Here is a 12,709-nt window from a genome sequence, read left to right as displayed (position 1 = left end):
GGCGGGGCGGCGCGGCGCCCCCCGATCCTCACGGCGTGGTGGCGGGCGCCTCGAGCGAGATCCCGCAGGCCACCTTGGCGTCGGTGGTGGTGATCCACTCGCAGAACTTCGCGCCGTCCGGCGCGTGGCAGGTGCCGAGCCAGGCGTCGCACTGCTTCTGCTTCGCGTCGCCGGCGCCGACCGTGGAGAGCCGGTCCTCGGCGCCGCGCTGGCAGGCGTCGCGGGCGCTGCCGCCGCCGGAGCACTCGCACAGGCGGTTCGCGAGCTCCTGGCAGGGCTCGGTGCAGGCGGAGAGCGCGACGAGGGCGAGGGCGGCGAGGAGGGCGCGCATCGGAGCCGGGGAGGATCACCTGGGGCGCCCGCCGCGTCAAGGCGCCAGGGGCGCCGCCGTGAATGCCGCCGCGGGTCCGCCCGTCTGCTATCTAGCTCGACATGATCCCCGCCCTCGCCGCCCTCCTCCTCGTCGCCGCCCCGCCCCCCGCGGACGCGAGCGCGCTCGCCAAGAAGGTCCAGACGTTCTACGAGCGCACCCGCGATCTCGAGGCGCGCTTCCAGCAGACCTACACCTACTCCGGCTTCGGCCGGCGGCAGGTCTCCGCCGGCACGCTCCGCGTGAGGAAGCCGGGGATGATGCGCTGGGACTACGAGACGCCGACCCCGAAGACCGTCGCGGTGAAGGGCTCGCGGCTCGTGCAGTACGAGCCCGAGGAGAACCAGGCCTACGTGGACGAGCACTTCGACGCCACCGCGATGAGCGCGGCGGTCACCTTCCTCCTCGGCAAGGGCGACCTCGCCCGCGAGTTCGCCCTCTCGGTGGACGGCACGGGCGCGCTCCTGCTGCGGCCGAAGGAGGAGGATCCGCGCGTCGAGTCGATCGCGCTCACCGTCGGGGCGGACGGCGAGGTGCGCGCCACGCGCGTCGTGGACGGGGCCGGCAACGTGAACGAGATCCGCTTCGAGAAGGTGAAGCGCAACGCCGGGCTCTCGGACGCGGCCTTCGAGGTGAAGCTTCCGAAGGACGTCCGCAGGATCGCGCCGCCCGGCGGGGAGCGGTAAAGAGAGGGGCATGGCCCCTCCCGCTCCCCTCCTCGTCGCCAAGGGCACGAACGAGCTGCTGCTCCTCCCGGGTCTCGCGAACCGGCACGGCCTCGTCGCCGGCGCGACCGGCACCGGCAAGACCGTCACGCTGCGCGTCCTCGCCGAGGGCTTCAGCCGCATCGGCGTGCCGGTGTTCCTCGCCGACGTGAAGGGCGATCTCTCCGGGCTCGCGCGCCCGGGGGGCGACTCGCCCAAGCTCGCCGAGCGCGCCCGCGAGCTCGGCGTCCCGCTCGCCGCGGAGGCGAGCCCGGTCGTCTTCCTCGACGTGTTCGGCGAGGCGGGCCACCCCCTCCGGACCACGATCTCCGAGATGGGGCCGCTGCTCCTCGCGCGGGTGCTCGGGCTCAACGAGACCCAGGCGGGCGTGCTGCAGATGGCGTTCCGGGTGGCGGACGAGGGCGGGCTCTTGCTCCTCGACGTGAAGGACCTCCGGGCCATGCTGGAGCACCTCACCGAGCGCGCAGCGGAGCTCCGCGCGCGCTACGGGAACGTCTCCTCGGCGAGCGTCGGCGCGATCCAGCGCGCGCTCCTCGCGCTCGAGTCGCAGGGCGCCGACCGGCTCTTCGGCGAGCCGGCCCTCGCGCTCGAGGACCTCCTCCGCACCGATCTCTCCGGCCGCGGCCAGGTGACGATCCTCCACGCGGAGCGGCTCGTCCGCTCGCCGCAGCTCTACGCCACGCTCCTCCTCTGGCTCCTCTCCGAGCTGTTCGAGCAGCTGCCGGAGGTGGGCGACCCGGAGAAGCCGCGGCTCGTCTTCTTCTTCGACGAGGCGCACCTGCTCTTCGACGACGCGCCGGAGGAGCTGCGCGCCAAGATCGAGCAGGTGGTGCGGCTCGTCCGCTCGAAGGGCGTCGGCGTCTACTTCGTCACGCAGAGCCCGCTCGACGTGCCGGACGCGGTGCTCGGCCAGCTCGGCAACCGGGTGCAGCACGCGCTGCGCGCCTTCACCCCGCGCGACCAGAAGGCGGTGCGCGCCGCGGCGGAGACCTTCCGCGCGAACCCCGGCGTCGACGTCGAGGCGGCCATCACCGAGCTCGGCGTGGGCGAGGCGCTGGTGTCGTTCCTCGACGCGCGCGGTACGCCCGCCCCGGTGGAGCGCGCGCTCGTCGTGCCGCCACGCTCGCGGCTCACGCCGCTCACGCCCGAGGAGCGCGCGCAGGTGCTGGCCGCCTCGCCGCTGCGGGGCCGCTACGACGCCCCGGCCGACCGCGAGTCGGCCTACGAGCGGCTGCAGCAGCGCGCGACGGAGCGGGAGGCGGAGCGCGCCCCGGAGCCGCGCGGCGCGCAGCGCGGCCGCCAGGAGGCGGGCGCCCTCGGCCAGGCCGGCGACATGCTCGGCAAGATGGCGACGAGCGCCATGCGCGCCGCGGGGACCCAGATCGGCCGCGAGATCATGCGCGGGATCCTGGGCTCCATGTTCGGGGGCGGCCGGACCCGCTGAGCGCCGCGGGCGGTCAGCGCCCGGAGCGCAGCCGGAGCCGCGCGGCGAGCGCGAGGAGCTGCACGCCGGCGGCGAGCATCGCGCCGGGGCCGAGCTTAGAGCCGCCCACGTCGCGCCAGGCGCGGAGGGGTACCTCCTCGAACGCGTCCTCCCCGAGGGGTGGGATCCCCGGAGCGCCGCCGCGGAGCCGTCCCAGGAGCTCGACGTCGAAGATCCAGCGCGTGCGGAACGGCGCCGCGAGCGCGGCCGCGAGGGCGGGCGTCGCGCGGAAGAGCTTCGCGCCGCACTGGGTGTCGTAGACCGGGAGCCCGAGGGCGAGCGAGGCGAAGGTCGCGAACACGCGGCCGAGGTAGTGCCGGTGCGCGCGCCGCTCGATGCGCCTGCCGAGGAGCCGCACGCGCGAGCCGAGCACGACGTCGCGCTGCGAGGCGAGCGCGGTGTCGACGAGCCGGAGGAGCTCGTCGACGGGCGTGGAGAGGTCGGCGTCGGCGTAGCCCACGATCGCGGCCCCGCCCGAGAGCCCGCCGCGGAGCCCCGCTCGGACCGCCTCCGCCTTGCCGCGGTTCTCCCGGAGGCGCACGACCGAGATCCGCGAGGGCTCCGCCCGGCGGAGCTCCTCCAGCACGGTGGGGGTCGCGTCGGTGGAGCCGTCGTCGACGAGCACGAGCGCGAGCCCCTCGCGCGCGCGGACGAGCCGGAGGAGCTCGGCTCGGTCGAGCCGGTCCGCCTCGTCGAAGCAGGGGATGACGAGCGCTACGGCCTCTTGCATAGGGCCCAGAAGCTCAGCCCGGGCAGGTCGAGCCCGAGCCGCGCGCAGAGGAGCGAGAGGGACGCGTCGAGCGCGAGCGCGCCGCGGACGAGCGCGGTCACGGCGCCGGGGGCGTCCCACTCGCCGAGATCCCTCGGCGGGGGGGCCGCGCGGGAGAGCCGCTCGAGGGCGACCTGCGCGGCGCGCGGCGCGACGAGGGCGTGGAAGAGGCCGCCGCCGCGGACCACCTCGAGCCCGGCGCCCGCGAGGACCGCCCGCGCGGTGCGCGGCGCGTAGCGCCGGTGGTGTCGGAGCTTCGCGTCGTGGCTCGAGAAGAGCGCGGGCCAGGCCGGCACCGACACGAGCGCGTGCCCGCCGGGCGCGAGCCGCGCCTCCACAACCTCCGAGAGGAACGCGACGTCGTCCTCGACGTGCTCGAGGACGTCGAGGAGGAGGGCGAGCCCGAATGCGCCCTCCGGCGCGGCGCGGGTGAAGCGCAGGCGCGCGGAGGGCGCGAACGCCGCCGAGGCGAGGTGGGCGTCGGTGTAGTTCGCGTCCCAGCAGGTGACCGAGGCGCCGGCGCCGAGCGCCTCGGCGAGCCGGCGGGAGAAGAAGCCGTCGCCCGCGCCCACGTCCAGCACCGCGACCCCCGGCGCGAGCAGGCCCGCGCCGCGCAGCACGCGCAGGAAGAAGGCGACCCGCGCCTCCTCCCAGGGGTGGCGGCGGACGGGCGCGCGCGCGAGCTCGACGAGGTCCATGGTGAAGGGGACTTTCTCGCAGATCGATGCGACCGGGCCAGCACATTGACACGCCCGTGGGGCGCACGGATCCTCGCGGGCGCGTGCAACGCAGGCCCGACACCGCCGATGACGGCTCGAATGGCCCGGGCCCGCGTGGCGCGGGCGGGACGGCGAGCGGGCGCTCCGGTGCCGCCGTGCGCGCGCTCCTCGCGCCGCACGTCCCCGCGCTCGGCGCCGGGCTCGCGGGCGTCGCCTGGCTCGCCTGGCACGCCGGCGGCCTCGCCCTGGCCGCGCCCGGGAACACCGGCTGGCTCATGGGCAGCGACTGGGGTGCGAGCTACGTCGGCTGGCTCTTCTTCCGCTCAGCGCCGCTCGCGCTGCCGCTCGGCGCGAACCCGCTCTACCCGTTCCCCATCGGCTCGACACTCGGCTTCAGCGACTCGCTGCCGCTCGTCGCGGTCGCCCTCCGCCCCTTCGCGGCCGTCCTCCCGCGGGACTTCCAGTACGTGGGTGCCTGGCTCGTCCTCGCCTTCGCGCTCCAGGGCTTCGTGGGCGCGAAGCTCGCGCGGCTCGCGACGCAGGACCGCCTCGCGCAGGCGCTCGGGGGCGCGCTGTTCGCGCTCGCGCCGCCGCTCCTGCACCGGCTCGTGGGGCCGAGGACCGGGCACGCGAGCCTTTGCGCGCAGTGGATCCTGCTCCTCGCCCTCTGGCTCGCGCTCGCGCCGGTCGCCTCGCGCCCCGGCCGGCGGCTCGCGGGGGCGCTCCTCCTCGTCTTCGCCGCCGCGGGGGTGCACCCCTACTTCGTCGTGATGTCGGCCGCGCTCTCGGCGGCGCTCGTCGTGCGGCTCGCGATCGTGGAGCGGCGCGCGGGCCCCGCGCTCCTCGCCGGCGGGCTCGCGGCGATCGCCCTCGCGGCGGGGGCGGGGCTCGCCCTCTTCGGCTTCCTCGGGAACGGCGTGCGGGCGCGCGCGAACGGCTTCGGCTACTTCTCCGCCGACCTCGCGACGCTCGTGAACCCCATGGGCTGGTCGCGCCTGTGGGCGGGGCTCCCCGTCCACGCCGGACAGTACGAGGGATTCGGCTACCTCGGCGCGGGCGTCCTCCTCCTGCTCGCCGCGGCGATCGCTGCCTCCGTCGCGCTGCGCCGCGCCCCCGCCGCCGGCGCGCTCGCCCGCGCGGCGCCGGTCGTCGCCGTCGCGCTCGTGCTCGGCTTCTTCGCGCTCTCCGGCACCGTGCGGGCCGCCGGAGAGGTCATCGGGCGCCTCCGCTTCTACGAGGCGGTGCCCGCGCTCGGCGGCACCTTCCGCTCCTCGGGACGGTTCGTCTGGCCGCTTCACTACCTGCTCCTCCTCGGCGGGATGGGCCTCGCCGCGCTCGCGCTGGGCGAGCGGCCGCGCGCGCTCCGCGGCGTGCTCGCGCTCGCCCTGGTGGCGCAGGTGCTCGACGTCAGGCCGCCCGTGCCGCTCGGCATCCACCCGGCGCCCAGGCCGCCCGCGCCGGAGTGGGCGCTCGCGCGCGGCGCGTACCGTCACCTCTCGATGTTCCCGCCCTACCTCCTCGCGGGCGGGGATCCCATCGCGCCGGAGCCGGAGCTCTGCGGGCCGCACCTGTATCCGCCGGACAGCTACCTGCCGCTCGCGGAGGTGGCCTACCGCATCGGCGCCACCTTCGACGCCGCGTACACCGCGCGCCTCGATCCCGAGCGCGCCATCGCGGCCTGCCAGGCGAACCGCCGCGCGCTCGACGCCGGCGCGCTCGATCCCGCGACGATCTACGTCGTGCACCCGAGCGCCGTCGCGCGCTTCCGCGCGGCGGGCGCGGACTGCGGCCTCGTCGGCGAGGATCGGGTGTGCGTCGCTGCGGGTCGGCGGGATGCCTTCAGCGAGGCCGTTCGCGCCCGGAAGCTCCCCTGAGGCGGGCTAGCCGACGACGGGGAGCCCGCCGCGGCGCGGCCGTCCGTTCGGCTCCGTCGCAGCCTGGGTCGGGGCGGGGAGCGGGCGGCGCGCCCGCTCGGGATCACGCGCCACCACGCGGCCGACGAGGTCGTACTCGGACGCGTCGGTGATCTCGACGGTGGCGAGCTCGCCGGGGTAGGCGACGCCGTCGTTGATGTAGGTGATGCCGTCGATCTCCGGCGCCTGCTGCGCGTGGCGGCCGGCGAGGAGGTGCTCGGTCTCCTCGGAGCGCCCCTCCACGAGGACCTCGAGCCGCCGCCCGATCATCGCCCGCTGGTGGTCGCGCGAGATCTCCTGCTGGAGCGACATGATGCGATCGCGCCGGGCGCGCTTCACCTCGTCCGGAAGCTGCCCGTCCATCTCCGCCGCGGGCGTGCCGTCCTCGGGCGAGAACTCGAACACCCCGAGCCGCTCGAAGCGCTGCTCCTCGACGAAGCGCACCAGGTCCTCGAAGTCCTCCTCCGTCTCGCCGGGGAGCCCGACGATGAGCGAGGTCCTGAGCGCGATCCCGGGCACGCGCGCCCGCAGGCGCGCGAGGAGCTCGCGCAGGAACACCGAGTCGCGGCCGCGCTTCATCGAGCGGAGCAGCCGATCGGAGGAGTGCTGCAGCGGCATGTCGAGGTACTTCACGATCTTCGGCTCGCGCGCGACGACGTCCACGAGGGCGTCCGGCACGTCGCGCGGGTACGCGTAGTGGAGCCTGAGCCAGCGGATCCCCTCCACCTTGCAGAGCTCGGGCAGGAGATGGTGCAGCCGGACCTTGCCGGGCAGGTCGTAGCCGTAGGCGGTGAGGTCTTGCGCCACGAGCGAGAGCTCGACCGTCCCCTGCGCCGCGAGCGCGGCCGCCTCGGCGACGACGTCGTCCACCGGCCGCGAGCGCTGCGCGCCGCGGAGCTTCGGGATGATGCAGAACGCGCAGGCGTTGTCGCAGCCCTCGGAGATCTTGAGGTAGGCGGTGTGCGAGGGGAGCGAGTTCACCCGCGGCGTCGAGGCGGAGTGGACGAAGTCCGGGTCGGGCACGACGAGCCGCTTCGCCTGCGCGTCCGAGACGACGCGCGCGATGTCGGCGTAGGCGCCGGTCCCGAGGAAGTGGTCCACCTCCGGCAGCTCGGCCGACAGCTCCTCGGCGTGGCGCTGCACGAGGCAGCCGGTCACGACGAGCTTCTTGCAGCGCCCCTCCTGCTTCATGCCCGCGAGCTCGACGATGGCGTCGACCGATTCCTCCTTGGCGCTCTCGATGAAGCCGCAGGTGTTCACGACGATCACGTCCGCCTTGGCGGGGTCGCGCTCGAGGCGATAGCCGGCGCCCGTCAGGGTGCCGAGCATGACCTCGCTGTCCACCCGGTTCTTCGGGCAGCCGAGCGTGTGGAGGTAGACGCGGGTGGTGGTCATCGGGGCGCCCGATCTAACAGACGGGATGGGCGGGGACAATCCGAGGTGGGTGGGCGGGCGGGCGGGGGCGGGGTAGGTCGAGGGGTGGGGTGGCGTCGGGATTGGGGTCGGGGTCGGGGTCGAGGTCGCGGTCGGGGTCGAGGTCGGGGTCGGGGTCGGGGTCGGGGGGGGGGTGGCGGTCGGGGTCGGGGTCGGGGTCGGGGTCGGGGTCGAGGTCGGGGTCGAGGTCGGGGTCGGGGTCGAGGTCGGGGTCGAGGTCGGGGTCGAGGTCGGGGTCGAGGTCGGGGTCGATTCCTCCCTGGGTGAACGGCGCTGCTGGGCGGTCAGCAGGCTCGTGCCACCGGTGGGTGGCACTGCGCCTGCGCCTCTCGTCGCTACGCGCCGTTCCTGCGGATGGGCGGGGGCGTTCGGGGGCTCGTGTCGGTCATGGTTCGGCTCCTTGTCCCGGGGTGAAAGGAGCCGAACCATGACCGACAGACTCGCTGCGCTCTTTCCCGTTCCGTCCTCCTCCATCTCTTCCTCTCCCGCTTCCTCTTCTCCTTCCTCTTCCTCCCGTTCGTCTTCTTCCTCGCCTTCCTCTTCCTTTTCCTCCTCCTCCCCCGTTCTCCCGCACCACAAGCTCATCGCCTTCTCCGTCGCACGCGACCTCCTCCTCTCCGTGCTCCGCTGCTCCATCCGCGACGCGAAGCTCCGCGACGAGGCCGTCCGCTCCGCGAAGTCCGCCTGCCTCAACTGCGCGGAAGGGGCTGGCCGCGTCACGCGCGCGGACAAGGCCCGCGCCTTCGCCATCGCTCGCGCCGAGGCCGTCGAGGCGGCCGCCGCCGTCGAGATCGCCGCGCTGTGCGGGGACACCTCGGCCGCTCGCGCCGATGAGGTCGCGCGCGTCGTGAGCCGGCTCGTGGGCTTGCTCACCGGGCTCGTCCGCTGACCGCTCCCGCGGCGCGCGCGCCCCGAGGGACGCGCGCGCCGCTGCGCGGTCACACCGACCGCGCGCTGCGGAGCAGCCCCCGCAGCATCGCGCGCAGCCGGACCGCCAGGGCCTGGATCTCCGCGGCGTCGTCGGTCCCGACCGCCCCGATGGCGCAGGCGAGATCTGCTGCACCGACGACCTCGTGGAGCGAGCCGTCGGAGGAGAGGAAGTACTTGCGCCGCATGGCGGCGCGGTCGTCGGGGAGCCCCTCGCACAGGTTGAGGAACGCGCTCTTCGCCGCGCGGGTGGCCTGATCGCGGAGCTCGGGATCGGCGATGCGGGCGGAGTGGACGCGAACGGCGAGCTCGCGGGCGAAGCGGTACGCGTCGAGGGTCTGGAAGGGGAAGAGGGGCGGGGTCGAGGTGGGGGTGGGGATGGGGGGCGTGGTCGAGATCGGGGTCGGGGTCGAGGTCAGGGTCGGGGTCGAGGTCGGGGTGAACTTGCGGTTGAGCTCGATGAGAACGGTGTTGGGCATCGCGGCCTCCTTCACCCCGGACAGGAGGCCGCGATGCCCAATGCCAGCTCGAGCCCGCCGCCCATCCACCCGCGCAGAACGATTCAGCCGCCGTGACGGGCAAGGCCCGGCGCGGCGGCTGACGAACGAGGAAGAGACCGCGACCGGGAGGACGACGACCACGACCGGGACGACGACGACCGGGACGACGACCACGACCGGGACGACGACCACGACCGCGACCGGGACGACGACCGCGATTGCGATGACGACGTCGGGGTCGAGGTCGAGGTCAGGGTCGAGGTCGAGGTCGAGGTCGGGGTCGGGGTCGAGGTCGAGGTCGGGGTCGAGGTCGGGGTCTCGACCCCGCCCGCCCCGCTTCACTCCCTGAAGTTCTGGAACTGCAGCGGGATCCCCAGCCCGCCCCCTCGGATCGCCTGCATCGCCGCCTGCAGATCGTCCTTCTTCTTGCCGCTCACCCGCACCGCCTCGCCCTGGATCGCGGCCTGTACCTTGAGCCCGCTCTCCTTCATGAGCGCCACGATCTTCTTCGCGTCCTCCTGCTTGAGGCCGCGCTTCAGCTTCACGAGCTGGCGCACCGAGCCGCCGGAGGCGGGCTCCACCTTCTGCGGATCGAGCCCCTCGAGCGGGACGCCGCGCTTGGCGAGCTTCTCCATGAGCACCTGCAGCGCCGCCTCGGCGCGCCCTTCGGAGGCGGCCTTCACGACGACGTGCTGGTCCTTGTCCCGCTCCAGGTCCGTGTTCGTGCCCTTGAAGTCGAAGCGCTGGAGGATCTCCTTGCGCGCCTGGTTGAAGGCGTTCTCCACCTCCATGAGGTTCAGCTCGGAGACCACGTCGAAGCTCGGCATCCCGTCGTTCCCTTCCAGTTCTCCGGCGCGTCGCCGCGCCGGTCAGAGCTCGAGCACCACCGGCAGCACGGTGGGCCGCTTTCCCGTCGCGCGCTTCAGCCAGCGGCGGACCGCCACCCGGAGCGTCTCCTGCACCTCCTCGACCACCACGCGCGCCTGCGGGGTGAGCTCGTCGAGGGCGCGCAGGGCCTCCGCCCGGATCTCCTCCTCCGCCCCCTCGAACCCGGCGACGCCGCGGGCGAAGAGCTCCGGCCCGCGTATCACCGCGCCGGTCGCCTTGTCCACGGCGAGCACGGCGATGCAGAGCCCCGTCTCCGCGAGCAGGCGCCGGTCCTTCACCACCATCGCGCCGATGTCCTGCCCGAGCAGCGTGTCCCGGTCGGTGTAGACGCGCCCCACCGGCACGGGCTCCTCGAGCACGCCCACCCCGCCGTCGCCGAGCTCGAGCACCTGCCCGTCGAGGAGCAGGTGGCGCCCGCGCACGCCCTCAGCGGCGGCGTGGGCGGCGTGGCGGGCGAGGTGGCGGTACTCACCGTGGATGGGCACGAAGTGCTCGGGGCGAGCGAGCGAGATGAGCCGGCGCTGCTCCGCCTCCTGCGCGTGCCCGGAGACGTGCAGCGGGCGGAGTCCCTCGTAGGCGACCTGGGCGCCGCGGCGGCAGAGCGCGTTCACGAGCTCGCCGACCGCGACCTCGTTCCCCGGGATGAAGCGCGACGAGAGGACGACGAGGTCGCCCGGCGCGAGGTCGAGCTCCGGGTGCTCGCCGCGCGCGAGGCGGGCGAGGGCGCTCCGCGGCTCGCCCTGCGTCCCGGTGGTGAGGACGCAGAGCTCCTTTCCCGGCAGCTCGCGCGCCTCCGGGAACCCGACCGGCATCCAGCCGGGCAGGTCGAGGTACCCGAGCGCCTGGGCGAGCCGGACGTTCGACTCCATCGAGCGGCCGAGGAGCGCGAGGCGGCGGCCGAAGGCGCGCGCGGCGTTCGCGACCTGCTGGATGCGGTGGATGTTGGAGGCGAAGCAGGCGACGAGGACGCGCCCGGGAGCGCGCTCGAACGCCTCCTCGAGCGCGGCGCCGACCTCCGCCTCGGAGAGGGAGGAGCCGGGGCGCTCCGAGTTCGTGGAGTCGGAGAGGAGGAGCCGCACCCCGCGCCGGCCGAGCGCCTCGACGCGGGCGAGATCGAAGCCGGGCCCGGCGATGGGGTGCGGGTCGATCTTGAAGTCGCCGGAGTGCACGATCGTCCCCTGCGGCGTCGTGAAGGCGAGGCCGCACGCGTCGGGGATGGAGTGGGTGACGGCGTAGAACTCGGCCGCGAGCGGCGAAGCCTCGCCGGCCGGGCGCAGGTCGCCGGGCTCCACCTCGCGCAGGTCCGCGTCGACCCCCGCCTCGTCGAGCCTCGGGCGCAGGAGCGCGAGCGTGAAGCGGGTCCCGTACACCGGCGCCTTCACCTCCCGGAGCAGGAACGGCATCGCGCCGATGTGGTCCTCGTGCCCGTGCGTCAGGTAGATCGCGCCCACCTGCTCGCGCCGCTCGCGCAGCCAGCCGAGGTCCGGCGCGATGAGGTCGACGCCGATCGGCTCGTTCGGGAAGAGGATCCCGCAGTCGACCACGGCGATCCGGCCGTCCGCCTCGATCGCCATGCAGTTCATGCCGATCTCGCCGAGGCCGCCGAGCGGGACGATGCGGACGGGAGGCGCCACGCGGGGAATCTACTCCTCGCGCCAGCATGGAGGGGCGGGAACCCGGTTCCCTGGCTCCGGGCTCCCCACCGCCTCCGCCCGGGCGAGATCCTCCTCGCCGGGCGGGAAGCGCGAGGCCGCGGACCGGCTGCGGACCGCCCGCGGCACGCCTCCCGGGAGAAGAGACCCGGCATCCGCCGGATCGTGTCACGAGGGCCCCGTGGTAGCCTCGGCCGCCCATGCGAAGCCTCGCCCGCGCGGCCGCCGTGCTCGTGTTCTCCATCGCTCTCGCCGGCGATCCGGCGCGCGCGAAGGACGGGCCCGCGTCCTCGCCCGGGAGCCCCGCCAGGGCGACCGCCCCCGCACGCGCGCCTGCCCGGGCGACCGGGCAGTCCGCTCCCGCTCCCGCGCCCGCGGCCGTACCCGGCGGGAGCGACTCGGACGTGGTCCGGCTGCGCTTCGCCTGGCCGGCCGCGGCCGAGGTGCAGGCGACGCAGCGACGGACCCGCCACCGCACCGGCCATCCGCCCAGCACGACGACCACCCGCTTCACGCAGCGGCTCGAGCAGGAAGGCGGCGTGCTCCGCATCCGCACCCGCGGCACCTCCTGGGAGGGCGACGCCCCGTACCCGGGGCCGCCGGCGGCGGTGGACGGGATCCTGCGGGCGGCCGAGTCGGTCGTGCAGGTCGTGTCGCCGGAGGGCGAGTTCGCCGCCCTCGACGGCGTCGAGGCCTTGCGGCCCGCGATGGCGCGGCTGCTCGAGGGCTCGGTCCCGGAGGATCAGCTCGAGCGCGCGCTGGCGTTCGCCGAGGCGGCGATGCAGGCGCAGGCGCGCGAGATGTGGAACCTGTCGGTCGGGTTCTGGATCGGCGCGGACCTCGAGCTCGGCGAGCGCTACGGCATGAAGACCGAGGCGGAGGTGCCGCTCCTCGGCACCAAGACCGACTTCGAGCAGGAGTTCTCCGTCCGGCGCAGGGTGCCGTGCTCCGCGCGCGACCACGAGGAGCGCTGCGTCGAGATCACGCTGCGCGCGGCGCCGGACCCGGCCGCGCTCCCGGGCCTCGCGGGTGCCGTCGTGGCGAAGCTCGCCGGGCTGGAGGCGAAGCTCCCCGAGGGCGCGCTCCGCGAGCTCGTCGTCGAGAACGAGCTCCTCCTCGTCACCGAGCCGGGGACGCTGCTCCCCCACCGCTTCGTCTGGACGCGCTCGGTGCGCGCCACGCTCGCGGACTCCGAGGGGGCCAAGGGCGAGCCGCGGGTGCTCGAGCAGGTGGATCGGACCGAGTCGGACTACCAGTACGACGCGCCGGCGTCGAGGAAGAAGCCGGCGCGCAAGGCGAAGCGCGCCGCCGCCCGGGGCTGAGCGCTCG

Annotated in this window: 12 protein-coding genes; 5 read left to right on the top strand and 7 right to left on the bottom strand. The window is 74.9% G+C overall.

Annotated features, from left to right (window positions below):
- Positions 1-28: 28 nt before the first annotated feature.
- The gene (locus MNY62_RS16480; protein ID WP_242345281.1) at positions 29-331 is read right to left on the bottom strand and encodes a hypothetical protein; all 303 of its coding nucleotides are present in this window, start codon (positions 329-331) and stop codon (positions 29-31) included.
- Between the two features lie 101 nt (positions 332-432).
- On the opposite strand from MNY62_RS16480, the gene MNY62_RS16475 reads away from it, so the two are divergent.
- Together MNY62_RS16475 and MNY62_RS16470 are read left to right on the top strand one after the other, a co-directional pair.
- Positions 433-1,056, top strand: a complete 624-nt coding sequence (locus tag MNY62_RS16475) for a LolA family protein (RefSeq protein ID WP_242345280.1) — start codon at positions 433-435, stop codon at positions 1,054-1,056.
- Positions 1,057-1,066: 10 nt separating this feature from the next.
- Entirely contained in the window at positions 1,067-2,539 is a 1,473-nt protein-coding gene (locus MNY62_RS16470) for a helicase HerA-like domain-containing protein (protein WP_242345279.1), read from the top strand.
- A 13-nt stretch (positions 2,540-2,552) separates the two neighbouring features.
- Here the strand turns inward: MNY62_RS16470 and MNY62_RS16465 are convergent, their stop codons facing one another.
- Both MNY62_RS16465 and MNY62_RS16460 read right to left on the bottom strand, forming a co-directional pair.
- Positions 2,553-3,308, bottom strand: a complete 756-nt coding sequence (locus tag MNY62_RS16465; protein WP_242345278.1) for a glycosyltransferase — start codon at positions 3,306-3,308, stop codon at positions 2,553-2,555.
- The gene (locus MNY62_RS16460; RefSeq protein ID WP_242345277.1) at positions 3,293-4,045 is read right to left on the bottom strand and encodes a class I SAM-dependent methyltransferase; all 753 of its coding nucleotides are present in this window, start codon (positions 4,043-4,045) and stop codon (positions 3,293-3,295) included. Before MNY62_RS16460 ends, MNY62_RS16465 begins: the two co-directional genes overlap by 16 nt.
- A gap of 83 nt (positions 4,046-4,128) precedes the next feature.
- On the opposite strand from MNY62_RS16460, the gene MNY62_RS16455 reads away from it, so the two are divergent.
- On the top strand, positions 4,129-5,940 hold the full coding sequence (locus MNY62_RS16455) for a DUF6311 domain-containing protein (RefSeq protein ID WP_242345276.1): 1,812 nt from the start codon (positions 4,129-4,131) through the stop codon (positions 5,938-5,940).
- Positions 5,941-5,946: 6 nt separating this feature from the next.
- On the opposite strand, the gene rimO is transcribed toward MNY62_RS16455, so the two are convergent.
- A complete protein-coding gene (rimO, locus tag MNY62_RS16450) occupies positions 5,947-7,374 on the bottom strand; it encodes a 30S ribosomal protein S12 methylthiotransferase RimO (RefSeq protein WP_242345304.1) in 1,428 nt (475 codons plus the stop codon).
- Between the two features lie 466 nt (positions 7,375-7,840).
- Here rimO and MNY62_RS25575 point away from each other — a divergent pair, with 466 nt between their 5' ends.
- Positions 7,841-8,302, top strand: coding sequence for a four helix bundle protein (locus tag MNY62_RS25575; RefSeq protein WP_279426689.1), 462 nt, complete (start codon positions 7,841-7,843; stop codon positions 8,300-8,302).
- A 49-nt stretch (positions 8,303-8,351) separates the two neighbouring features.
- Here the strand turns inward: MNY62_RS25575 and MNY62_RS16440 are convergent, their stop codons facing one another.
- Genes MNY62_RS16440 through MNY62_RS16430 form a run of 3 tightly spaced genes read right to left on the bottom strand, consistent with a single transcriptional unit; the run spans position 8,352 to position 11,362 of the window.
- On the bottom strand, positions 8,352-9,182 hold the full coding sequence (locus MNY62_RS16440) for a four helix bundle protein (RefSeq protein WP_242345274.1): 831 nt from the start codon (positions 9,180-9,182) through the stop codon (positions 8,352-8,354).
- Positions 9,179-9,667, bottom strand: a complete 489-nt coding sequence (locus MNY62_RS16435; protein WP_242345273.1) for a YajQ family cyclic di-GMP-binding protein — start codon at positions 9,665-9,667, stop codon at positions 9,179-9,181. Before MNY62_RS16435 ends, MNY62_RS16440 begins: the two co-directional genes overlap by 4 nt.
- 42 nt (positions 9,668-9,709) lie before the next feature.
- Complete coding sequence (locus MNY62_RS16430) at positions 9,710-11,362, bottom strand: ribonuclease J (RefSeq protein ID WP_242345272.1); 1,653 nt, start codon at positions 11,360-11,362, stop codon at positions 9,710-9,712.
- A 218-nt stretch (positions 11,363-11,580) separates the two neighbouring features.
- On the opposite strand from MNY62_RS16430, the gene MNY62_RS16425 reads away from it, so the two are divergent.
- A complete protein-coding gene (locus MNY62_RS16425; protein ID WP_242345271.1) occupies positions 11,581-12,702 on the top strand; it encodes a hypothetical protein in 1,122 nt (373 codons plus the stop codon).
- Positions 12,703-12,709: the final 7 nt, after the last annotated feature.

This window comes from Anaeromyxobacter terrae (assembly GCF_022690685.1).
Classification (GTDB): domain Bacteria; phylum Myxococcota; class Myxococcia; order Myxococcales; family Anaeromyxobacteraceae; genus Anaeromyxobacter; species Anaeromyxobacter terrae.
This window is presented reverse-complemented; position numbering and strand designations above follow the sequence as displayed.